This is a genomic window from Aceticella sp. 75b-Ac, from assembly GCF_056032965.2.
On record NZ_CM190971.1, the window covers coordinates 692,790 to 715,988 of the forward strand.

Genomic DNA, 23,199 nt, shown 5'->3' on the forward strand with positions numbered 1-23,199 from the left:
TATTATACAATTCAATAATATAGTAATAATTATAACGAAATGTTATAATTAAAATGCAGGTGATAAACTATGGATATTGAAAAACTAAAAACCTTTTGTGCAATGGCTAAGCATCAGAGTTTTACAAAGGCATCAGAAGAATTATTTTGCTCTCAACCTACAGTTACAAAGCATATACAAGAAATTGAAAACTATGTGGACTGCAAATTATTTGATAGGATAGGAAAAAAAGTATATTTAAATGAAAATGGTAAACTCTTTCTCGAATATGCTGAAACTGTACTTAATCTTACAAGAGATTATCTATCAAAAATATGCGAAATGGAATCGCTAAACCGGGGAATTCTTTCCTTCGGCGCAACAGGTTCGATAGGTGTATATCGTATACCGCAGTTATTAAAAAAATATCTTTCTAAATATCCAAACATTTACATAAATTTGTATGTTAATTTTTATCATAAAATACTGGAATATATACACACCAATGTGATTGACTTTGCTCTTATAGCGGATAATGGAGAAATTATTGAGAATAAGAGTCTTATATGTGTTCCTTTCTGCAGTGAGAAATTAGTTCTCATAGTTCCACCTTTTCATAGATGGAAGGGTAGAAATAATATAAATATAGAGGAACTTGAAGAAAAATGTTTTATATGTTCTAATAAAGAATCAGCAACTATGTCCTTTGTCAAAAAAATAATCACAGAAAAGGGGGTAAACATCAAAAAAACAATAGAACTTGGAAACATAGAGGCTATTAAACAGGCTGTCGAGGCAGGTCTTGGAGTGTCAATTGTTCCAGAAAATACTGTGGAAAAAGAAATAGCTTCTGGATGGCTTATAAGTTTGAAATTTAAAAATGCAAAATTTATAAGAAAGCTTTATTATGTACAAAAAAAAGACAAAATTTTGTCTGCACCTGCTAGAGCATTCATTGGAATATTAAAGAAGTCATATCCTAATTTCGAATTCTGACGTTCTCCCCGCCACAAGTAACGTGGATGAATGCTAAGCTTGAGGTAAATCTGTTAGATTAGGTCAAGTTAAATCAATTCCGCTGCCAGGTTCGGCAACTCAAAAAATTTTTTAATTACCCCCTTGACATTTTACCATTTATCTATTTAAAATAGAATCATTCTCTAAGCTAAAATAAACAAGGTGAATACAATACTCGTTACCCACCTGTCGAATATTTACAGCAGAAAAATAATTTTTTAAATTTTCAATTCATCATGCTGTTTGTGCCGCTTGTATTTGAAAAAATGATATCCCTCCCTCCACCAAAACCAGCGCTTGTAGGTATGTCATACGTTTCTACTACTTTATTTTTCTGGTCTATTAGCTCTATCCCTTTCGCTGTCCTGTGCAAAAGCCCTATCATTTCCCGGCCTTTTAAGGCAAAAACATAGAGTTCCGGAGGCTCAGTAGGCTTTAATATTTGAATACCTAAAAACAAAGTATTTTCATAACTTCCTAAAATTTCTATGTTAGCCGGCATGAACGATTTTATTGTTTCTGGAATATATTTTTTCTGATACTCTATCATTTCACTCACTTGTTTGAGCTGCATACTATCGATATTCACTTCAGCAGGTGCTGTAAGAGTAGGTATAAAGAATCTTCTTTCAATAGAAGTTGTATTATTCGGTAAAGGCGGTAATACCGGTGATAATTCTATACCTTCGGGAATTTTTACTTCCTTCCATTCCATCCCTTTTGTCTCAATGTCATACTTTAATATAAAAAGTTTTGAATGAATTTTTCCTTCGCCTGGTATAAAACAGGAATACAGAACAAACACTTCACTTCCATTTTTAATAATTCCTGCTATAGTACCTGTCTCTTCTGTACTGTACTCTTTTCCATCCTCTCCTTTAAAAAAGTATGGAGGAATAACTATTTCCATCTCCTTATTTTTGTTAGTCTCAGTAAGGACTAAAATATACCTGTCCTTTCCTTTACTGACTAGTTTTACACCTTTCCCCCAAATTGTTTTTTCTTGCGCAGGAATTTCTACCTTTTCGATATTTCCTTGATAGTTTTGAGATACTTGTACATACGATGGAACCACTAAATATTCTTTTCCATCCCATAAAACAGGAGATTTTTTGTAAATTTTACTTGGTATCTCTTTCTTCGAAATGCTGTACATGATTTTTGATTCGTCCTTAATCTTCTTATGTTTAAGGTCCCAGTAATAAAGCTTTGCTTTCACTCCCTCCTCGTTCCCCTCAAGAACTGCAAAGGGAATATCGTTCAATGTTGTTTTTTCTTTTCTCTCTTCAACGGTGCAGCCAGAAATTATTACAAGAGTTAATGTAAGGATTACAACTAAAATTTTAAATCTTTGCTTTTTTACTTTCATTCCTCTACCCCCTCGTCTTTTAAATATTATTTAAAGAAATTGCATATTTATTTTTTACTAATAAATGTGCAATTTCTTCATTTTTAAACATTTACCTACATCTCCCTCTATAATCTTTAATTTTACTGAATATTAAATGGAAATATTAAGCGGGGCGTGCCTCATCCGGATCTTTATTATATTTTCCATTGAAAGATCTTCCAAAAATAGAGTAACATTTATTTTTATTTTGCGCAAACCTTAAATAGTGCCATAATCGTTTTTTTTTTGAATTATTTCATTCTTCCTTTATTTTACTCTGTTTTTCTTTAATTTTCAAAATTTTTATGTATTTTTAAGCCTTTTTGTGATACTATATTTTTATTTTTAACATAAATTTTACATTTTTTCACTCATTGTTCTTTTCGCCTATAAATTTTGATAATTATAGTATAAATAGTTGTGACCAAAAAGCCTGCAATAAATGGCACGAAAAATTTTAATTAAAAATTATTAATAATAATGCATTTTATTATATTGTTTATACTATGAATAGATAAAACAATTTTAAATGTTGTCAAAGTTTTATTCCTATAGAGTACATATGAATAATTCAAAATCAATCCTGCCAAAAATGTTGAAAAAATATAAAAAAATTCAGGTGACATATATGACAATTCAGGTACGCCCCCAAATGTCATATATGTTACCTAAGTTTTTCCAACATCTCTTTTACTATATTACTGGAAGTTATAGAAGCTTTTTCAACAAAGGTCTTAAAATCAACAGTTGCATTATCATCTGCATTATCTGAAATACTTCTGATGATTACAAAAGGTATTTTATTTAAATATGCAACATGCGCAATTGCGGCGCCCTCCATCTCCACCGCATACGCATCAAATATTTCTCCAAGCCTTTTAACATCTGCCTTTGATGAAACAAACTTATCCCCTGAGATTATCCTGCCTGAAAATATTTTACCTTTAATATTATCTTTTGCCGCAATTAATGCAATATCAATAAGCTTTTTATCTGCTTTGAATATGCTTTCATCCATCCTTGGTATTTCACCAAGTTTACATCCAAAGGCAGTTGCGTCAAAATCATGTTCTAATGCATCTGTTGAAACAACTATATCCCCAACATTAACTTCTCTTTTTAGTCCTCCTGCAACACCGGTATTTATTATATAATCGATATTAAATTCAGATATTAAAATTTGCGCTGCAATAGCTGCATTTACTTTACCAATGCCAGACCTTACAATTACAACATTCGTATTCTGCAATAAACCGGTATAATAATCCATTCCAGCGCGTTTTAACACTTGTTTTAGATTCATTTCATGCTTTAATATGTCTACTTCCTCATCCATTGCCCCTATTAATCCGATTTTCATTAAAATTACCGCCTCCTTTCAATGTATCAAAGTTATCATAGGGGATAGTTCTTTGACACAAATTTTATTGTATATGTGAAGCACACCTTGAGCAAATTGTCGGATGTTCCTTGATTGTACCTACTGTTTCACTGTACATCCAGCATCTTTCGCATTTAGTACCGGGAGCATTGCTAACTTGAATACCCAATTCAAAATTTTCGCTTTTATATGCTCCTTGAGGTATCTTATCATCTAATAAATGCAATAAAACCTTAGATACAATAAATACTGTTTCAAATTCATTCTCAAATTGCTTTAAAAAATTATATATTTCTTCAGAAGCATAAATATCAATTTGGGCTTCAAGAGAATGCCCTATTTCTTTATTCCCTCTTGATATCTCTAATGCTTTTGAAATATCTTTCCTGATATCAAATAATCTGTTCCATCTATCAATTATATCCTTATTATCGTATATTTCCCTTGCCTTCGGCCATTCTGCAAGCTGTACACTTTCATAATTACTCTTAGTATCATGCGGCATATAACTCCATATCTCTTCAGAAGTATATGTCAATACCGGTGCTATCAATCTTGTTAAGCTGTCAAGAATTATATAAAGTACTGTCTGGGCTGCACGTCTTTCTTTTGATTCAGCAGGGAAGGTATACAACCTGTCCTTCAATATGTCAAGATATAAGTTGCTCATATCAACAACACAAAATGTGTGAACAATATGCAGAAAATCAAAATACCTGTACTTGTCAAATGACTCCGTAAGGTCCTTTATGAGCATGTTCAACTTGTATAATGCCCATTTATCTATTTCTAATAAATTCTCATATTGTACCATATCTTTATCAGGATCAAAGTCATATATGTTGCTTAAAAGAAATTTTGCAGTGTTTCTAACTTTTCTATATGCTTCTGTCATCTGCTTCAGTATATCTTTTGATATCCTCATATCTGAAGTAAAATCAGCTGATACAGTCCATAACCTCAATATATCAGCACCATATTCTTTTACAACGTCAGCTGGGTCTATGCCATTTCCAAGAGATTTGGACATTTTCCTTCCGTCGCCGTCAACTACGAAACCATGTGTTAATACATTTTTGTACGGGGCTTTTCCTTTCGTTGCAACAGATGTCAAAAGGGAAGACTGAAACCATCCTCTATGCTGGTCTGAGCCTTCAAGGTACAGGTCAGATGGCCACCTTAACTCCGGGCGTATTTCAAGGACCGCGGCATGGCTTGAACCCGAATCAAACCATACATCCATTATATCTGTTTCTTTTTTAAATTTATGTGAACCGCATTTTTCACATTTTATATCATTGGGTAATATTTCCTCGGCACTCTTTTTAAACCATGCATCAGAGCCCTCTTCCCTGAACAATTCTTTTACGGCGTTTATTGTATCATCATTAATTAGTTCCTTACCGCATTTTTCACAATAAAATATGGGAATAGGAACCCCCCATATCCTCTGCCTTGAGATGCACCAATCATGCCTATCTTTTACCATATTTGTTATTCTGTCTTCTCCCCATGCAGGTATCCAGTTTACTTCTTTTATAGCGTTAAGAGCCTCATTTCTGAATCCTTCTACAGATGCAAACCATTGCTCGGTTGCTCTAAATATTACAGGATGTTTACATCTCCAGCAGTGCGGGTATGAGTGTACTATTGTCTTAGATGCAAGAAGCCCATTGACTTTTTCAAGGTCTTCTTTTATAACCTTATTAGCTTTTTCATAAAACATTCCTTCATATTTTCCCGCTTTTTCTGTAAAATACCCCTTATCATCAACCGGATTTAAAACATCAAGCCCATATTTTTGCCCTACTATAAAATCTTCTTCGCCATGTCCAGGTGCTGTATGAACACAGCCTGTACCAGATTCCAATGTCACATGATCACCTAAAATTATTATTGATTCTCTATCAAACAACGGGTGTTTTGTTTTAATGCCTTCAAGTTCTTTGCCTTTAAATATTGCTAATATTTCAGGACTTAATAACCCTGTTTCTTTTTCAACATTATTCAACATATCCTTTGCCATTATATATACTTCACTGCCATATTTAGCAAGCGCATATTCAAAATCCGGATTTAAACATATAGCAAGATTTGCCGGTAATGTCCATGTGGTTGTGGTCCATATTACAAAGTACATATTTTTTAAATCGTCGACAACACCTTTGAATTTACCGTTGTCATCAACAACTCTGAACTTGACATATATTGAATCTGATTTTACATCGGAATACTCAATTTCCGCCTCAGCAAGAGCTGTTTCACAATCGGTACACCAGTATACAGGTTTTAAGCCTTTATATATATATCCCTTTTTAGCCATTTCACCAAACACTTCTATTTGTTTAGCCTCATATTCTGGTCTTAATGTAAGGTATGGATTTTTCCAGTCGCCCCTTACTCCCAATCTAATAAATTGTGCTTTTTGTTTTTCAATTTGTGAAAAGGCAAAATCACGACATACTTTTCTAAATTCGACAGGACTTACTTCATGTCTTTTTATACCAAGTGTCTTTATTGCCTGCTGTTCAATCGGTAGTCCATGAGTATCCCATCCCGGCACATATGGTGAATCAAAACCTGCCATGGTTTTATATTTTACAACAATATCCTTAATTACCTTATTCATTGCTGTACCAAGATGTATATTCCCATTTGCATACGGCGGTCCATCATGTAATATATATTTATTTTTTCCTTTATTTTTTTCTAAGGATTTATGATATATATCAATATCATCCCATTTTTTTAATATTTCCGGTTCTCTAATCGGAAGATTCGCCCTCATTGGAAAATCAGTTTTTGGTAAGTTTAGCGTCTTGTTATAATCCATCTTTTACCTCCTATTTTTTAAAAAAAATAAAACTTCCCGTAAGGGACGAGAAGTCTTTGTCCCTATCATGCAATTTATGATGTTTTTTATAATTATACAATAATTAACAAAATTCGTCAACAATTTATGTTGTTATTGCCGAACGTACTTTTACTCCATCTATATTACCCAATTTTCCTGTTAAAGCACCAATTTCATCAGTTGTTCCATTTATAATCAAGGCTATAACAGAAACGCCTTTTTCTCGATAAGGTATGCCCATCCTACCAACAATGATGTCTCCAAAATCACTTAGTATATGATTAACCATATCTGAGGATGTTTTTCTATTTTTTACAAGAATACCAACAACAGCAAGTCTATTCTCCTTCATGTGATTCCCCTTCTTCTTCAAAAAATTCATTTTCATCTATTGAAAGGACTGATTCTAATTGACCCTCCAGAAGTATTTTGAATTTTGCTTTGAAAATATTCAATTTCTTTTTTAAATTTTCTAATTCCGTTCTTATTTTTACAACCTCCTGATTAGCCTTTTGAAGTATAATTTCAGCATTTTGTTGGGCTTCCTGTATGATAAGTTCAGCCTCTTTTGCGGCATTTTGTTTCAATCCTTCGGCTGTATTTTGAGCAACAATCAGAGTATTGTTTAATGTCTTCTCCATATTATTGTAACTTTGCAATTTGTCATTAATTAAATTTATTCTGTCTTTTAAATCGGAATTTTCCTTATATAGTATTTCATAATCTTCTGAAACCTTATCTAAAAATTCATCTACCTCATTTTCATTATATCCCCTAAAGGAACGTTTAAATTCCTTATTATGTATATCCATAGGTGTTAACATTTTATCCACTCCCATCTTCATTTGTAAATTATTTTAATAAGTTTATCCCATAAACATTAATACAAGTTTTACAACAATTGGTCTTATCAGATACTGAATTACAATTATTGCTAAAATCGGTGAAAAATCCAGCATTAAATTTCTGGTGTATGATGACATATACTGAAGTTTCCTGAAAGGCTCAAGTATTGGCTCTGTCACTATTATAACAAATTTAGAAATTGGATTAGACATATTCTCCATTCTTAAGAGAGAGAGTATGACTCTTATCAATATAAGCCAATTAATTACTTCAAAAAAATAATTTAGTGTTGTTAATATTGCAAAATTTGTAGGCAAATTATTTCCTCCTTATTTAGACAAATTGTATATTGAATTGACCTGTTCTTGAATATCTCCAGATATATCAAAATTATCCGGTACTACTAAAAATATAAAATTCGAGATTTTTTTTATCTCACCATTAAGTGCAAAAATAGATCCGCTTATAAAATCTATCAACCGCTGAGCATCATCCTTATCCATTGACTGTACATCGATTATCACCGGTCTTTTGTTTTTTAATTCCAAACATATATTTTGTGCCTGTTGAAATTCTTCCGGTTTTGCAATGAGTACCTTCACCTGTGGTTGTGTATGTATATTCACTATTTTAGTTTTTTTATTAAAAGGAATGACTCTTTCAGTTTCGTCAATTTCTTCAGGCTCCTCCATGCCGAAAAAGCTTAACAATTTGTTAATTACATTACCTGACATTTAATTCCCCTCCATCTTATATAATCTTTTACCAAAAATACCTGTTCCTATACGTATAATATTTGCTCCTTCCTCAATAGCAACATTATAATCATTTGTCATACCCATCGATAGATATTTAGCATCTACATTAGACTGACATACATTTTTGAGGTTGTCAAATAATTCTTTCATTTTTTTAAAATAAGGTCTTACATCCTCTGCCGGAATATTTGGCGCAACTGTCATTAATCCTTTTATTCTTATATTTTTAAATCTTTCAAGCATTTTAATAAATTCAATCGTATCATCCGGTAATACCCCGTATTTACTCTTTTCTCCCGCCACATTTACTTCAACAAGACAATCCATAATAAGAGTCTTTTGTTTTGCTCTTTTATCAATTTCTTCTGCTAATCGTATACTATCTAAGGAATAAATCATTTTGACCTTATCAATGATATATTTAACCTTATTTGTCTGTAAATGTCCGATAAAATGAAAATTGGCCAAATCTTTCAAATATGGATATTTGTCGCAAAGTTCCTGAACCTTATTTTCACCTAAATCTTTTAATCCAATTGAAACTGCTTCTTTTATTCTATCAATATTTACTGTTTTTGTCACTGCCAAAAGCAATATTTCATCAGGATTTCTATTCACTTTTTCAGCACTTAACTTTATATTTTTTTTTATATCTTCTATGTTTTCTAATATGTCCATATCCTCACCCCTATTTTGAAACATAAGCCTTTCCATTCACAGCTACCTTGTCATACATTTTTATCCCTGAAACCATGTCTTTATTTTCAATTATTGTTATTTTATCATTTTCTGCTTTTACGATTACCTCCTTAAAAACAGGATATTTTATATTATTTAAAATGAATACCCCCGTCTTGCCTTTATTATTTATAACAGATGATTTTGGAACTTCATAACCTGTATAATCATTTAAAATCAAATTTACTTTTACCTTCCGTACCTTATAAAGATCCTTATACATATCTATCATATTAATAATAGCAATATATGCTTTGCCATCCGTTTTATAAACTTTTAAAACATCTCCTCTTAATTGATTATCATATCCATTTATGTTAACTTTTATTTTTTCTCCTTCTTTGATTAATTTATAATCATCATTATTTATCGGAATAGCTAAATACCATTTTGAATTATCTATTATTTTAACAAGCATGTCATTTTGCTTTATATTGCCATTTTTTTCAATTGATTCTTTACTGATTTTACTCAACATTTTAGAAGTCAAATTATACATTTTTTTTGTGTCTAATTGATTTTCATATTTGTCAAAGTAAAAACTTACCATTCCTGCTTCAGGAGCATTTATTAAAGCTAAATTTGGATTAATCACTTGCTCTAAAAGTGCTTTCTGATTTTTTAAATCTTCAAGGTCTTTTAATGATGAAGGTCCCTTATTTATAATCTGTTCTTTTTTATTCTTCAAATCTTCGATTTGCTTTTTAAGTTCATCTACAGAGTTACTGTTATTTTTAACAGCATCTTGATATTTTTCTTCTTCTTTTTTAATTAAATTTTCAAGATTCTCTATATCTGCTTCATATGGATTATTAGAAGGATTATTCTTGATTTCCTGTATTTTTTTATTTATATCATCTAATTCTTTTAATTTATTTTTATCCAAGTTTGAAGATATTACTTCTGCTATCTTTGTACCTTTTGGCACCCTTTCTCCGCTGTAAACCATTTTCTTTATTTCACCTGTAATAGGTGAATCTATAATCGTTTCATTTCTGATGATATATGCATCCGCACTAATTGCCTCTGTTAAATTACCGTAGTTAACCAAAGCCGTTTTATCTTTTCCTGTTATTGCATTAAATGATACTTTTCCTATATATAATATAACAGCTATTATAAATAAAATTTTAAATATTTTTTTTTTCATATAATTTAACCACCTATGTTTATATTCTATGTAAAAGATGATTTTCCTTCTAAGTTTTTAAGCACAAATTAATATTTTATATGCAAAACTCTACTATACTAATTTTACCACAATTTTTAAAAAAATAAAGGCTTTATGCCTGCTTTATATTGCAAAACACTTGCCTTTTATACCTATACGTTTATCTTTAATATTAATTTTTACAATGATTCTTTTACCGCATCTATTATGGTTTGCGCTTTTAGATTGTCAATCTTATAATATTTTGCATCCATAAGGTCCGCAATTTCCTTTGCAAGTCCAAAAGTTATGAAATTATCCTTTTCAACATCAATGACAATAGATTTTATCGCTTCCTTTTTTACTATTGATGCAATTTCATGAACCTCTTCTATCGGTTTTTTTGAGCCCATGCTTACATTTGCTCTTCCGTCTGAAATCAACACAACTACAGGATATATATCAGGATTTTTGTACCTTGCATTTTTAATAACCTCTAATCCTTTATTCAAGCCGTCTGCCAAAGGGGTTTTCCCTCCTGTAGGCAGTTCTTCCGTTAATTTATATGCCAGTTCCACACTGGAGGTTGGCGGTAAAACCACCTCCGCAGCCTCGCCTTTAAATACAACCATTGCAACCTCGTCTCTTTTTTGATACGCATCTAATAAAAGAGATACAATAGCACCTTTTGTTTCTTTTATACGCTGATTGGCATTCATTGAACCGCTTGCATCAAGAATAAATACTATAAAATTCCCAATCTTTTTTTCCCTGACTTTTTCTCTTATATCTTTATCTTTAATTGATACTGCAAGTCCTTCTTTGTCACGATTCAATTGATAAGGAGCTGCCGCTCTTAATGTGGCATCAAAAGCTATATCATTGGTTTCTCTTCGTATTCTGCTTCTGACATACCTTCCTGACCTATTATTAATTCTTGTTAGGCTCCTTCTGCCCGAACCTTTTCTTCTTAAAGTCTTATCTTTGGAAAGAACAATTCTTCTTACAGAAAATTCCTCTCCTATTTCAGATACCTGCTCCTGTGAACCGTTGTTTTCTCTTTCTTGTTCTTCTAAAGATTCATCAGTTTTTTTTTATCATCACCATCGGGTTCTTGTTGCTGTTCTCGCTGTTGTTTTTCCTGCTGTTTTTGCTGTTGTTGTTTTTCCTGCTGTTGTTTTTGTTGCTGCTTTTGCTGTTGCTGTTCTTTTAATGTCTGTTCCAATTTTTCTTGGTCCATCTGAGATTGCTGGAAGGGTTTCTTCCTCATTCTATGCGGTAATACAAGTTCTGCCGCTTCTTTTACATCTTCTTCTGTTACATTGTCTTTGCCTTTGTATGCTGCAATGGTTGATGCTGTCTTCATCATTATTATATCTGCCCTGTGACCGTCTACCCCCATATCAAGGGAAATATGCGCTATCAGTTCAAGCATCTCATCATCAACCTTTACCTTTGGCAGAAGTTTTTTGGCATTTATAATCTTTTGCCTTAATTCTTCCTGCTTCTTTTCCCATTTCTCAGAAAATTTCGCTGGGTCTTCCTCAAAGGCAAGGGTATTTTTTATTATCTCCACACGATCTTTTGGGTCTTCTATTCCTTCTACGGTCACACACAGCCCAAATCTGTCTAAAAGCTGCGGTCTTAAATCTCCTTCTTCCGGATTCATCGTCCCTACAAGTATGAAATTGGCAGGATGTGAATAGGATACTCCTTCCCTCTCTACAATATTTACACCCATCGCTGCCGAGTCTAATAATATGTCTACCACATGGTCATCTAAGAGATTTACCTCATCGACATAGAGAATACCTCTGTTGGCTTCTGCAAGTACACCCGGTTCAAAGGATTTTTCTCCTTTTTTTATTGCCTTTTCTATGTCTATGGTACCTACGACTCTGTCTTCCGTAGCGCTTATGGGAAGGTCTATTACACGCATTTTTCTTGTTATTGCAGGCAGTTCTTCTCCTTTTTCACACTTTTCCCTGCAATCTTTGCACATAAGAGCGGGATTATCCGGGTCACATCCAAAGGGACATCCTTCTACCACCTTTATTTCGGGTAAAAGCTCCGCAAGTGCGCGTACTGCTGTTGACTTGGCTGTTCCCTTTTCACCCCTTATTAAAACACCACATAATCTTGTATTAACAACGTTTAATATTAAGGCTTTTTTCATCTTCTCCTGTCCTACTATTGCGCAAAATGGATAATACATAATTATATAAATTCCTCCTCATTTTTCTATTATAAATATTTTTCCTGTGTTTGGGTCCTTGTAGGCTTCCCCTACTTTTTGTAATTCGCCTTTCCCCTGTACAGCTTGCCCTTTTATTTTTTCACTTTGATTTGTTACCTCTTTCATTTGTATAACCTTTTTTAATTCACTTGGCAAAATCTTACCACCACTCCAGCTAAGCATTAGAGAAACCATCAAACCACATGCAAACACCAGCATCAAATCAGCAAGATTCACCACATATGCCAGTGGGTTAAATTCCTCATCATCATCTTCAAACCTTGATATTGTATTGTTTCTCTTTTTCATTTATCATTACCTCCGTAAACAAGTTAGCTATTTCATCAATGGTACTTAGATATTCTTCATACCATCTCCTTCTAACCTTTGATATGACACTTGATATTCCTGCCGCACCCATACCAACTACCGTATTGTCAAAGGCAACACTAACTGATTCAGCTAATAATTTCATGTCACCATTTGCCATAGCCATAAGCCCCGGTCCCAATGGTATCAATGTCCCCATCAAGCCAACGAGGGGACCAAGCTTTGCAATTATATCAGTTTTTTCTAATACCCTCGTTGCCCTTATTTCCTCAGCTTCAATTAATTTTTTCCTTAAAGCAATAAGTGAGGTTTCAGGAAGGTCCTTGTTCTGATAAAGTTTTATCAGTATTTGTTTGCCATTCCTTGGAAGTTTGCTTTCTTCAATAAATTTTTCAAGTGCGTCAAAATCAGACATATCCTTGAAATAGGTTATAAACCTGTCAGCAGGAATTTTCTTTCTGCGTATGCTTTCTACTATAAAACTTCCAAGTTCTACAAGACTCCATAAGAGAAAAATCCACAAGGATACAATAACCGGTATAAGCAGACTTTGTGATATCCAATGTAATGTTTTACTTAAAATCATTCATTTCACCTCAAATAACCTTTTTTATTCTGATAAAACATACCAATCATAATCATTGATAGGGCAAATAAATATATATAATTGACATTTTGTATATCTTCCTTGGGAACTTGCTGATTTTCCACGCTAACTTCATAAACATGACCTGTACCGGAACCTCCGCCGCTTTTACCGGAACTTCCTCCATCACTTGGTTTTACCGCTACCTCATTCTGAGGGGTTGTTGCTATTCCATACCCTTCTTTGCTTTTTTCTTCTTTTGAAGAATCGACAATTGCTTTTTCAGGGTCCGCTGCTTTGGTACTTTCAGGAATTGCATTATTCCCACTGCTGTTAACAATCCCTGTGGCATTGGAATTGCTTACTGAACCTGCACCACTGCCTGTACCATTTCCTGTACCTGCTGAACCTGTACCGCTTCCTGTATCTCCTGAGCCTGCGCCACTGCCCGTACCATTACCAGAGCCTGTTCCGCTTCCATTGCCATTTCCAAATATTATTTCCATAGTATTTGTACTATTAACAGAAGTATTTATGACCTCTGCATCTTTTGGCAGTTCTTTTTTACTGGAATCAATCATCCTTAAGCTTAGCGACATCTCCCCTGCGGAAACCGGGTCAGTCCCTTTTGCCAAAAATGATTTGGCCCCTTCTGCCCAATGTGCTGCAAGAGGATTCTCATTTAATGTTTCATTTCCCTTATTATAATTACCAATAGGTTTTAGGGTGCTGTCTAAGGAATCTTTAAGCTCCGGATATTTATTTATAAGCGTATTGTACGAACAGGCAAGGACCTTTCGATATGCACTATCCATATAAATTATAGCAGGTTTGAAATTGTCCGAAATATCACCGTCAATTATAATAAAAGCATCTATCCGCTGTCTTCCCAAATCACTTGCATTGATTATATCTACTCCGGTTATATTACCGGCAGCATCCCACTGCGGTTTTACACCTAAGGCATACATCGCAACAGAAATGCTAACGCCTTCCGCACCTGCTACATCTTTTCCCCACACCTTTACCGCAATAGAAGAAGGATAGCATCCATTATGGCGTAGAATCTCTGCGATCTTTGTCTGTGCCATATGCATACCGGATGTATATTCATTAAGGGAGGGGGAATTTCCCCCCGCACTTAATGATACTAATGGTTTAGCACAAATTATACTTGCAAGAAGAAAAACAAATATTAATTTTATACTGATTTTTTGATATTTTAACACAAAAACACCTTCGCCTCTTTTGGTATACCTTTATGGAGCAGGGTAAGCCCATACGCCTTTCATAGGTATTCCAAGCCATTTTTCAAAATACTCTTTTAATACCTGATCGGGATTGACATCCTTAAAGCGTTCAGGATACATCCATTTAGCAAAATATAACGTCCCCAGATATGTTTTGCAACCACCAAATAGCTTTGTATTAATAATATAAACTTTCTTATTTTTACCTGCATTGGTTTTGCTTATAACTACATTAGTTATAGCACTGTCTCTTAATTTTGCAGCATTCGTATTATCTTTAACCGTGTATCCAAGAACATCTTTATCATATGTGCCTACAACTATTATATCAGGTTTCTTATCTAAAATCCATTCCGGGCTTATTTGTGGGTAATCCTTCATATCACGGGCAACATTGATTCCACCGGCTGATTCCAACCCTTGATGAACAGAAGTGTTTTGGGCAAAGGTTTTCCATGTTGTTCCTGTTAAAGAGCTATTCCAAATTCCAAACACCTTTACCTTGTTTTCCGGTTTTAAATCCTTTACCCTATCAGCTACAAGTGCTGTTTTTTCTGCTTTCCACTGTATAAACTCATCGGCTGTCTTTACCCTTCCGAATATTTTAGCCAATGTTTTAAGGTCATTGTCATATGTCTCGGGTTTATAAAGGTCAAGCCTTATAACCTTGATACCGGCAGGTTTTAAATTATCTTCCAATGTTTTGTCAGGCCACCTTCCATAGGTAATAACTGCCTGAGGCTTTACTGACATGATTTTTTCAATAGTGGGTTTTTGCCAGCTTCCGATACTTTGTTTATTATTCAAACCAATATAGGGGTCTGTTTGGACGGTATCACTTACACCTACTATGAAATCGTCTGGAATCTGTAATATGCGAAGTGACTCTGCTGCATCCGTATTTAAAACCACTATTCTGTTTAAACCTGCGGGTACTGTTATATCATTCCCTGTAGAATCCTTTATCTTAACATTCCAAGTTACTACTGCCTTAAATGCCGCATCATCCCAGTTTACATCAGCACCAAAGGCTTCTGCTATAAATCTCAATGGAACGATTGTCCTGCCTGATAAAACAACAGGCACTACATCAATGGTTTTATTTTTGCCATTTACAACAGCTTCATTTTTGCCAATGGTTAATTTTACACTGACATCTTGACCTTGTATTGTCACAGTTTGTGCAGCATCATCCCAATTTACAACTGCACCGAGATTCTCGGAAAAGAGTCTTACTGGCACCATTGTCCTGCCATTTTCTATAAATGGTGAAACATCCCCTGTATTTATCTTTATACCGTTTAGATAAACCTGTGTCTCCTGAGTTTTTGCCGTATCTGCAAGACCAAAAGCAGGAAACAATGACATCAGAAGAACAAAAATCATTAAAAAGCAAATCTTCTTTTTCACTACTAATTCCTCCCTTAAATTATGGTTTTATTCCCCAAGCTTTGCTTTAACCTCTTTCATCTTAGCCCCCCAGTCGGCTACCTCTTCCGCCGTGAGAATATCAATGGCACCGCCCTGAAACTCGCCCTTTACATCGCCCATGTTTTCTTCCAGCCAGCCTTCTACTTCAAGATAGGTTTGCTTTAGACCTTCGAGCACTTCTGGATCAGCCTTCCATAGATCCCTCTGATGAGCTTCCAAAAGACGCCGGGTTATTTCTTCCATTGCCCATGGGTTGTTTTCTTTGAAAAACTGTCGGTTTTCTTCATTGAGAATAAAAGTTCTTGTAATATCGTCAAAAATCCAGTCATCTACCTCCTGTGTCGTTGCTTCCCAGCCATAAACCCTGCCAACTCTCTTGGAAATGTCACCTGCCCCCTTATAGCCATGCCGTTTCTGCCCTTCTATCCATTTAGGATTTAAAAGCTTAGTCCTCACAACCCTTCGCACTTCATCTGCTAAGGTTCTCACTTCAACATGTTCGGGCTCCCTGGTATCACCGTAGTAGGTTTTCACCTCCTTTCCAGAAGCCACCCTTGCTGCTGCGGTCATTCCGCCATGAGTACCAAAATAGCAGCAACAACCAAAAAGGTCATATTCATCGCTTACTACTTTGTTGTAGGTTACATCAACGGTTTTAAGGCTTGACTGAAGTTCTTTGAAAGCCTCTTTACCAAATGTACCCTTGCCATACGCATATCCATTCCAGTAAACAAAGATATCGGCGAGGTCCTTTTCTTCTTTCCATGCCGAGGCATAAACTGCAAGATTCACACCGGGTGAATAGGTGCCGGGTTTAGATGCAAATATCCTTAATGTGGCGTTTCTCCAAGCTTCTTCCCCTTTATCCACCTCCAATTGTGAAAGAGTATGTTTTCGAACAAAGTTCTTGTCTTCAGGCTCATTTAAAGCGGCTACAGTCTGAACAGCCTCATCCAGCAGCTCCATGCAGTTGGGGAAATTGTCACGGGTGATACCTGAAACCCTGATTGTTAAGTCAATTCTGGGACGCCCAAGCTCTTCCAGTGGAATAACCTCAATACCTCCAACACGACCGTTAGATAGCCATTTTGGACGTACTCCTAATAAGTAAAGCATTTGCCCCATCCCTTCTCCATCTGCCCACATAATATCATTGCACATCCAATATATGGCTATGTTTTCAGGATATCGACCTTCTTCATTGAGGTGCTTTTCTATAACTTTATCCGCAAGACGTTTCCCTACCTCATATGCCGCTTTAGTAGGAACCCTATGAGGATCTAATGAATAAAAGTTCCTGCCTGTCGGCAAAATATCGTCTCTGCCTCTTGTAATCAAGCCCGATGGTCCGGCTGGAATGTATTTTCCATCAAAGCCGAATAAGAGAGCATCTATCTCTTTTGATGCTTCAATCCTTTCGCTTAAATCTGTTACACGGGGCAAAAGAGCATTTAAATCTTTTAAGGGTTCTTCACAAATAAATTTTTCTTTCAATATGTCTCCTGCGAGATTTGCATTTATCTCCACACCCTCAATAAGATGAGTTAAAAAGGCTTTGGAAGCTATATCAATATCTTCTAAAAGAGCCCCGTAGGATTTTCCGTATTGCGAGCAAATCTTTCCTTGGTCACTTAAAAGTTCGGAAAGCTCCAAATTCATAAGCCTTGCCACAACTTTTCTTAATGATATTTCATTTCCGCTGTCAAAACGCATGATAGAATTTATAAATTCTACGCGGCGCTCCCCTTCAGGAATATTTCCAAAGATATGCTGTCCGTCCTGAATTTGGGTATTTCTTATTTCTGAAAGCAGTCCATGAACCTTTTCCGCTATTTCTTTAAAGGAATTATGAGAACCTTCTATCGGTATCTGCTTGTCAAGATTTGTACGTTTTATTTCATCTACTATCATATGCTGCAATGTGTGAGCTCTTGTAGGATCTGCGACCTTAGCCTTTTCATATTCCTCCATATATCTATCAAGCTCTGCAAGGTCATCATAAAGCCCTCCTTGTGTCATTACGGTTTGCATATGATCAACAAGTGTGGCATAACTCCTCCTTTTGGCTATGGTTCCTTCAGGTGGGTTATCAGCATTATAGATATATAGATGTGGAATAGTTCCAATGGCAATATCAGGATAACAATTTTGAGATAATGCAACCCCTTTACCGGGTAACCATTCAAGATTGCCATGAGTTCCTACATGTACAATAACATCAACCTGTTCCTCAAGATATTTATAAGTAGCTATATATTGATGAGGAGGTGGGATATCAGGATCATGCAGTATTTTGCAAACCCGACCGTCACATCTGGAACCTGCGCATCCTCTTTTTGGCTGCACACAAACATAGGTATTTCCATATTTTACACCTGTTATGGCAATCTTGCCCTCATATACCATAGCTGCCGGTACGCCATTCATTTCTTCTCCCGGCGGATTGCCCCATGCCTCCGTTATACGCTTTTTAACCCCTGGTTCAAATGTATCAAACCAGCGGCAATATTCACCCACATCCATGAATTTTATAACGCCGCCTTTGCTAACAATCTCGTCAATGGTTGTCCATCTGAATTCGGATATGGCTTTTCTATCCATAATTGTTTCAATTAATTCTTTACCGTCAGCAGGAGCTTCTACATTATAACCTATCTTTTTCATTTGATTTAATATTCGGGCAACACTTTCCAAAGTGTCTAAGTTTGCTCCTCCTCCGACTGTTGCTTCTACTGAAGCACAAGGATTGTTATTAAGTATAAAAGCCACTTTTCTTTCCTCGACGGGTTTAAGCTGAAGCTTTATCCATTTTGCCACACGCTCAGACAGCTTCTCTACCCTCTCTTTCACCGGTTCTCTCGATTCCACGCCGCCTTCCCTTTTTATGCCTCCAATGAATATAGGTTCTATGACACCTTCAAATTCAGGCATGGCTATTGTCCAAGAGATATCTGTATTCAAACCTTGAGGATCATTAGTCCATTCCTCAACGGTCTTGTAATAAGATACCACCGGTTCAAAGACAGGTACTCCCAATTCCTTCAACAAAGATACGCCTTTACAAGCCGTTTCTTTTTTATCAAATTCATTTTTTCCGCTTTCCAAAAAGAAGGACATTAGCTTTATCATGGCATTTATTTTAGGTCTGCCATTTTTCATAAAATATTCCCGTACAATTTCTCCGGAACTTCTTGTACCAAGTCCTTCATCCTTAACAGAATAGCAGAAAACAGGTATAACATTCAGCCCCTTTTCTTCCAATGTATGAATTAACATATCTTCCACAGCCGTATTATTATTTACCCAATAACTGCGGGCAAATAACAGCCCTACTGCTGGTAATTCGCTAAATGCTTTATCTTTTACGGCATTTTCTCTATAATTTTTATACCATGAAAAGTATTCCTCAGTAGAAGAAAAGCTTTTCTTGGCATCTGGGTGATAGATTCCTTCCCACGGATATATTTTAGGGTCCGCATAATCAACATTCTCATGTAATATTTCTGATGCCAGCATAAAAAGCATCTGAACAAAATTTTCGTTTCCTCCCTGTGTTATATAGCTATAACATTTGGCAGGTATGCTAAAATCTACATTGGACATAGACCAAAAGGTAGGATCAAAAGAACTACACACAATAGGTTTATTTAAATCTTTTGCCTTTGTTTCCAACTCCGACCATATGCTTTCTTCAGAGGATCGGTAAAAGAATATGAGATCAGACCCTTCCATTTCTTTATATACTTCTTCAATGTCTTCCTTGCCTTCCTCAAGAAACCGTGCTGAATAAACCTTCACATCCAAAGCTTCTTTTACCTTCTCGCCGGCCTTTCTTATTGGTGTAGCATGACTATGCCATACTATAGCAGTGACTTTTTTCATAATATTCCCCCCTATTTTAAGATAATGACAAAACAATACCGGCTTGTGCTATATCATTGATAATAATAACACAAGTCGATATTAATGTCAAGTAGATTGAATTTCGTTTTATTTTATTATTAAATCTTTTCTTCTTCGTCGACACGCCATGTCATAATACCCATCCGAACTTTTGTTTCTTGGCGAAATAACCCGCCTTCTGCCTTTTCCTTTACATAATTATAGATAATATCTTTAATCTCCGGAGTGATTTCAGTAAATCTCCAAAATGTACGGGACAAACTTTCAACAGCCTCATCTATGGTTTCTTCTTGCATCCATCCTGTATTAAGGTACTGCATTGTAGGATAATATCCTAAACTATAAAGAAGGTTAAATGGGTAAATAATCATATTAGCCATACCTTTGTCTTCCTCGTGAAATATAATTTTCCATAAATCATTTCTTGCTGGATTAAATCTTGCCCCAGCCCATGATATTAAGCAGCAATATCTCCTTGAAGCTTCATTCATTTTCATTAAGGCTTTATAATCACTTACAGCAGGTGTCATAGAGGCAAATACAAGGTCAAACCCATTTTCAAACCCTTCTTTTTTAATATCCACATCCTCCCATAACCTATTCAATATATTTATATTTTTTAGTCCTGACTCTTCAACATTTTCCTTGAGAATTCTGCACATTTCTTTGGCACCATCAACCGCCGTAACTGATTTTACTCTTTTTGCAAACGGTATTGCATATGTTCCTGGACCACAACCGATATCCAGAATCTCTGTTTCCGGAGAAAGTATCCCTTCAGTTTCGAGAAGTCTAATAACCTTCTCTAAACGTTCCTTACCTCTACCGGAAGTATTTTTCCCATATGATGGTGCAAACTTATTCCAAAACTCAATATCTTCTTTGTCACTGCGAATTTTTTTTCTCATATTAAATGAAGAATTCTTGGCATCTTCCCAAACATTCTGCCAGAAATTCACCTCACAAAGTCTTTTATTAAGCGATTCCATTTATTATATACCACCTTTCATGATATTAATTCATTTATTATCTTATCAAGCTCTTGCTTTACCGCATCTATGTCTAAAGCTCCTCCAAGCAGATTTGAACGTGCTATTTGTTCAGAAAATGGCATAATACCCTTGATCTCGATACCTTTTCCTGCCAGCATTTCTTTCAAGTCCGATTCCGTTTTCTCATTTACCTTATTTAATACCACACCAAATTTCTTCTTTGCTTCATGCGTCAGTTTTGCTGCCTTTTCTGCCAACAGTACTGCTTCATATGATGGATCTACAACCATAATAACAGAATCCACACCTTCAATGACACCTCTTCCAAAATGCTCAACACCCGCTTCTGTATCTACTAATACCCATTCTCCTTCTTTAAGTACTAAATGGTTCAAAAAATCACGGGCTACCGCACCCATAGGGCAGGCGCATCCTTCCATACTATGTTCTATTTTCCCAATTCTCAATAATGACACAGACCCTTTTTCTTTACCAACTATTCGACCAACTCTTTTAATCTTCTCAAGATTATTCTCAACTGTCTTTGGTGTATCAAAAACAATTACTTTAAGATTTAAATTTTCAAGTTTGTCAACTAAATCCTTACTTGGTCCGCTCCATTGCCCACCTTGTAGTGTTATTGACGTTGTCATAAGAATCAAATCGGGTTTCAAAGATAAAACTTTTTCCATATTCGGTTGCGGAACGGGTCCTCCAGGTACACCAACATCAGGAATTTTTTCAGCTTCTTTCGGAAATGTTTCATAAGCTGGTCTCCCAACAACCTTATCTCCAGCACCTATTGCAAATAATGTGCCAACGTCATCTGAGCTAAAACAAATAATCCGTTGGGGATTTTTGGGTATTTCTATTTTTCTTCCCAAATCATCAGTAACAATTTGCATAGACTGTTTTTCATTAGGTGTATTTGTTGAACTCGCTGATTTTTTTGTTTGATCTGGATTAGTATGACTGCAAGCAGATAACAAAGACATCATAAGAACAAAAATCATTAAAAAGCAAATCTTCCTTTTCATTCAAAATCCTCCTTAAAGTTTTAAATACCCTCTCAAGCTCTTTACAAATAAAGCCTTGATTTTTCAATAATAATCATCTCTGGTCTGTTTAACAATTTAAATTATGTTCACTAAGTGTAAGAGAATTACACTCCTTCACTCAGTGAACTTTTAAGTATTAACATCAAAAACTTATTGTACTGGATAAACCCATATCCCTTTATATTCCTGTCCATAAAACTTTTTGAGCATCTCTTTGTGAATCGATTGTGGATTTACATCCTTAAATAGCTCTGGATGAAGCCACTTAGCAATATACCATTCTCCCGCTGCACCTTGAGGTGCGCATGTAATTTTTGAACTTACTAAATAAACTCGTACATTTTTTACGGCATTAGTATTTTTAAGAGCAGGACGATTCAAAATTTGCTGGCGTATTTCTTCAAGTTTTTTAATATCACCATTCCATCCAGTTATTGGTGCATCCACGTATTTAATAATTACATCTGGATTTTTTGATGCAACCCACTCTGGAGTTACTTTGGGATAAGATGATTTCTGGTCAGCAGCAATATTAATTCCTCCAGCCCATTCAATAAGAGGTTGTGCACCAGAACCATAACTTTGGGTTTTCCAATCTCCCAAGCCAGATTCCCAATAAACCTTAGTTTTATCTTTTTCAGCCAAGCCTTTTGTGCGATCTTTTATTGTCTGCCATTCTTTTTTAATATAATTAGCATATTCATCTGCTCGTGTTTGGCATTTAAAAACCTTGCCCAAGGTTTCAATTTCTGATGGAATCAATTCTGTTCTATAGCCGTAAATTTTAAGAACTGGAATTCCGCAATTTAAAAGTTGTGTTTTTAGCTTCGGATCCAAAAAACCCTCAATAACTAAATCAGGTTTTAACTCTATGATCTTCTCTATACTCGGCGTATTTGAAGCTCCTACAGAAGGTATATTTTTCACAAAGTCCGGCCATCCATCCTTTTCTTTAGTAGAATCGTCAACCGCAATTACTGCATTCTCAACCCCGATCGCTTTTACCATCTCAGCACCATAAGGCCCTAAAACTACCACCTTTTTAGGAGGGGCAAGAATCGAAACTTCATCTTCTATAATCTGTCCTTTTTCGTCAAGTAATTGCTCTTTTACAGTAATTTTCTCTTGTTTATTTTCAGTTGATTGCTTTTGTTTGGAATCACTAATTTTAGTATTCCCGGTTTTAGAAACCGTAGATTTTACCTGAGAACAGCCTGAAATTAATGATAAAATCAGCATGATGAGCAGTGCTGTAATTAACTTTTTTTTCATATGCATAACCTCCTTTCAATAATGGTTT

General features: G+C 35.2%; 20 protein-coding genes. 1 reads left to right on the forward strand and 19 read right to left on the reverse strand.

Annotated features, from left to right (window positions below):
• Window positions 1–69 precede the first annotated feature (69 nt).
• The gene (locus AC0LWJ_RS03780) at window positions 70–975 is read left to right on the forward strand and encodes a LysR substrate-binding domain-containing protein (RefSeq protein WP_474237588.1); all 906 of its coding nucleotides are present in this window, start codon (window positions 70–72) and stop codon (window positions 973–975) included.
• A gap of 247 nt (window positions 976–1,222) precedes the next feature.
• Here the strand turns inward: AC0LWJ_RS03780 and AC0LWJ_RS03785 are convergent, their stop codons facing one another.
• From AC0LWJ_RS03785 to AC0LWJ_RS03875, 19 genes are all read right to left on the reverse strand, one after another.
• Window positions 1,223–2,365, reverse strand: a complete 1,143-nt coding sequence (locus tag AC0LWJ_RS03785; protein WP_474237589.1) for a hypothetical protein — start codon at window positions 2,363–2,365, stop codon at window positions 1,223–1,225.
• 685 nt (window positions 2,366–3,050) lie between these two features.
• Entirely contained in the window at window positions 3,051–3,746 is a 696-nt protein-coding gene (locus tag AC0LWJ_RS03790) for a 5'-methylthioadenosine/adenosylhomocysteine nucleosidase (RefSeq protein ID WP_474237590.1), read from the reverse strand.
• A 64-nt stretch (window positions 3,747–3,810) separates the two neighbouring features.
• Window positions 3,811–6,600 carry an isoleucine--tRNA ligase gene (gene ileS / locus AC0LWJ_RS03795; protein WP_474237591.1) on the reverse strand — a complete coding sequence of 930 codons (2,790 nt, stop codon included), beginning with the start codon at window positions 6,598–6,600 and terminating at the stop codon, window positions 3,811–3,813.
• Between the two features lie 124 nt (window positions 6,601–6,724).
• Window positions 6,725–6,973: a TM1266 family iron-only hydrogenase system putative regulator gene (locus AC0LWJ_RS03800; protein WP_474237592.1), complete on the reverse strand. Its 249-nt coding sequence runs from the start codon at window positions 6,971–6,973 to the stop codon at window positions 6,725–6,727.
• Window positions 6,960–7,445 carry a DivIVA domain-containing protein gene (locus AC0LWJ_RS03805; RefSeq protein ID WP_474237593.1) on the reverse strand — a complete coding sequence of 162 codons (486 nt, stop codon included), beginning with the start codon at window positions 7,443–7,445 and terminating at the stop codon, window positions 6,960–6,962. The genes AC0LWJ_RS03800 and AC0LWJ_RS03805 overlap by 14 nt, the downstream gene beginning before the upstream one ends.
• A 42-nt stretch (window positions 7,446–7,487) precedes the next feature.
• Window positions 7,488–7,784: a YggT family protein gene (locus tag AC0LWJ_RS03810; protein ID WP_474237594.1), complete on the reverse strand. Its 297-nt coding sequence runs from the start codon at window positions 7,782–7,784 to the stop codon at window positions 7,488–7,490.
• Window positions 7,785–7,796: 12 nt separating this feature from the next.
• Window positions 7,797–8,201, reverse strand: a complete 405-nt coding sequence (locus AC0LWJ_RS03815; RefSeq protein ID WP_474237595.1) for a cell division protein SepF — start codon at window positions 8,199–8,201, stop codon at window positions 7,797–7,799.
• Window positions 8,202–8,903: a YggS family pyridoxal phosphate-dependent enzyme gene (locus tag AC0LWJ_RS03820; RefSeq protein WP_474237596.1), complete on the reverse strand. Its 702-nt coding sequence runs from the start codon at window positions 8,901–8,903 to the stop codon at window positions 8,202–8,204.
• Window positions 8,904–8,913: 10 nt separating this feature from the next.
• Window positions 8,914–10,113, reverse strand: a complete 1,200-nt coding sequence (locus AC0LWJ_RS03825; RefSeq protein ID WP_474237597.1) for a biotin/lipoyl attachment domain-containing protein — start codon at window positions 10,111–10,113, stop codon at window positions 8,914–8,916.
• Between the two features lie 200 nt (window positions 10,114–10,313).
• Complete coding sequence (locus AC0LWJ_RS03830; protein ID WP_500861902.1) at window positions 10,314–11,138, reverse strand: vWA domain-containing protein; 825 nt, start codon at window positions 11,136–11,138, stop codon at window positions 10,314–10,316.
• Between the two features lie 47 nt (window positions 11,139–11,185).
• Window positions 11,186–12,328, reverse strand: a complete 1,143-nt coding sequence (locus tag AC0LWJ_RS03835; RefSeq protein WP_474237599.1) for a magnesium chelatase ATPase subunit I — start codon at window positions 12,326–12,328, stop codon at window positions 11,186–11,188.
• Window positions 12,329–12,346: 18 nt separating this feature from the next.
• Window positions 12,347–12,658 (reverse strand): DUF2149 domain-containing protein, encoded by a 312-nt coding sequence (locus AC0LWJ_RS03840; RefSeq protein WP_474237600.1) that lies wholly within the window; start codon window positions 12,656–12,658, stop codon window positions 12,347–12,349.
• Window positions 12,624–13,265 (reverse strand): MotA/TolQ/ExbB proton channel family protein, encoded by a 642-nt coding sequence (locus AC0LWJ_RS03845; RefSeq protein ID WP_474237601.1) that lies wholly within the window; start codon window positions 13,263–13,265, stop codon window positions 12,624–12,626. Before AC0LWJ_RS03845 ends, AC0LWJ_RS03840 begins: the two co-directional genes overlap by 35 nt.
• A gap of 5 nt (window positions 13,266–13,270) precedes the next feature.
• Complete coding sequence (locus AC0LWJ_RS03850; protein ID WP_474237602.1) at window positions 13,271–14,494, reverse strand: cobaltochelatase subunit CobN; 1,224 nt, start codon at window positions 14,492–14,494, stop codon at window positions 13,271–13,273.
• A 30-nt stretch (window positions 14,495–14,524) separates the two neighbouring features.
• Window positions 14,525–15,925 (reverse strand): stalk domain-containing protein, encoded by a 1,401-nt coding sequence (locus tag AC0LWJ_RS03855; RefSeq protein WP_474237603.1) that lies wholly within the window; start codon window positions 15,923–15,925, stop codon window positions 14,525–14,527.
• Between the two features lie 27 nt (window positions 15,926–15,952).
• On the reverse strand, window positions 15,953–19,828 hold the full coding sequence (gene cobN / locus AC0LWJ_RS03860) for a cobaltochelatase subunit CobN (protein WP_474237604.1): 3,876 nt from the start codon (window positions 19,826–19,828) through the stop codon (window positions 15,953–15,955).
• A 119-nt stretch (window positions 19,829–19,947) separates the two neighbouring features.
• Window positions 19,948–20,838, reverse strand: coding sequence for a class I SAM-dependent methyltransferase (locus AC0LWJ_RS03865; protein ID WP_474237605.1), 891 nt, complete (start codon window positions 20,836–20,838; stop codon window positions 19,948–19,950).
• Window positions 20,839–20,855: 17 nt separating this feature from the next.
• Window positions 20,856–21,878, reverse strand: a complete 1,023-nt coding sequence (locus AC0LWJ_RS03870) for an ABC transporter substrate-binding protein (protein ID WP_474237606.1) — start codon at window positions 21,876–21,878, stop codon at window positions 20,856–20,858.
• 171 nt (window positions 21,879–22,049) lie between these two features.
• Window positions 22,050–23,171, reverse strand: a complete 1,122-nt coding sequence (locus AC0LWJ_RS03875; RefSeq protein ID WP_474237607.1) for an ABC transporter substrate-binding protein — start codon at window positions 23,169–23,171, stop codon at window positions 22,050–22,052.
• Window positions 23,172–23,199: the final 28 nt, after the last annotated feature.

Bases quoted from the DNA above. Each gene is read 5' to 3' on its own strand.
- AC0LWJ_RS03780 (WP_474237588.1), top strand. From the start codon at position 70: ATGGATATTGAAAAACTAAAAACCTTTTGTGCAATGGCTAAGCATCAG.
- AC0LWJ_RS03785 (WP_474237589.1), bottom strand. From the start codon at position 2,365: ATGAAAGTAAAAAAGCAAAGATTTAAAATTTTAGTTGTAATCCTTACA.
- AC0LWJ_RS03790 (WP_474237590.1), bottom strand. From the start codon at position 3,746: ATGAAAATCGGATTAATAGGGGCAATGGATGAGGAAGTAGACATATTA.
- ileS (WP_474237591.1), bottom strand. From the start codon at position 6,600: ATGGATTATAACAAGACGCTAAACTTACCAAAAACTGATTTTCCAATG.
- AC0LWJ_RS03800 (WP_474237592.1), bottom strand. From the start codon at position 6,973: ATGAAGGAGAATAGACTTGCTGTTGTTGGTATTCTTGTAAAAAATAGA.
- AC0LWJ_RS03805 (WP_474237593.1), bottom strand. From the start codon at position 7,445: ATGTTAACACCTATGGATATACATAATAAGGAATTTAAACGTTCCTTT.
- AC0LWJ_RS03815 (WP_474237595.1), bottom strand. From the start codon at position 8,201: ATGTCAGGTAATGTAATTAACAAATTGTTAAGCTTTTTCGGCATGGAG.
- AC0LWJ_RS03820 (WP_474237596.1), bottom strand. From the start codon at position 8,903: ATGGACATATTAGAAAACATAGAAGATATAAAAAAAAATATAAAGTTA.
- AC0LWJ_RS03825 (WP_474237597.1), bottom strand. From the start codon at position 10,113: ATGAAAAAAAAAATATTTAAAATTTTATTTATAATAGCTGTTATATTA.
- AC0LWJ_RS03835 (WP_474237599.1), bottom strand. From the start codon at position 12,328: ATGTATTATCCATTTTGCGCAATAGTAGGACAGGAGAAGATGAAAAAA.
- AC0LWJ_RS03840 (WP_474237600.1), bottom strand. From the start codon at position 12,658: ATGAAAAAGAGAAACAATACAATATCAAGGTTTGAAGATGATGATGAG.
- AC0LWJ_RS03845 (WP_474237601.1), bottom strand. From the start codon at position 13,265: ATGATTTTAAGTAAAACATTACATTGGATATCACAAAGTCTGCTTATA.
- cobN (WP_474237604.1), bottom strand. From the start codon at position 19,828: ATGAAAAAAGTCACTGCTATAGTATGGCATAGTCATGCTACACCAATA.
- AC0LWJ_RS03865 (WP_474237605.1), bottom strand. From the start codon at position 20,838: ATGGAATCGCTTAATAAAAGACTTTGTGAGGTGAATTTCTGGCAGAAT.
- AC0LWJ_RS03870 (WP_474237606.1), bottom strand. From the start codon at position 21,878: ATGAAAAGGAAGATTTGCTTTTTAATGATTTTTGTTCTTATGATGTCT.
- AC0LWJ_RS03875 (WP_474237607.1), bottom strand. From the start codon at position 23,171: ATGAAAAAAAAGTTAATTACAGCACTGCTCATCATGCTGATTTTATCA.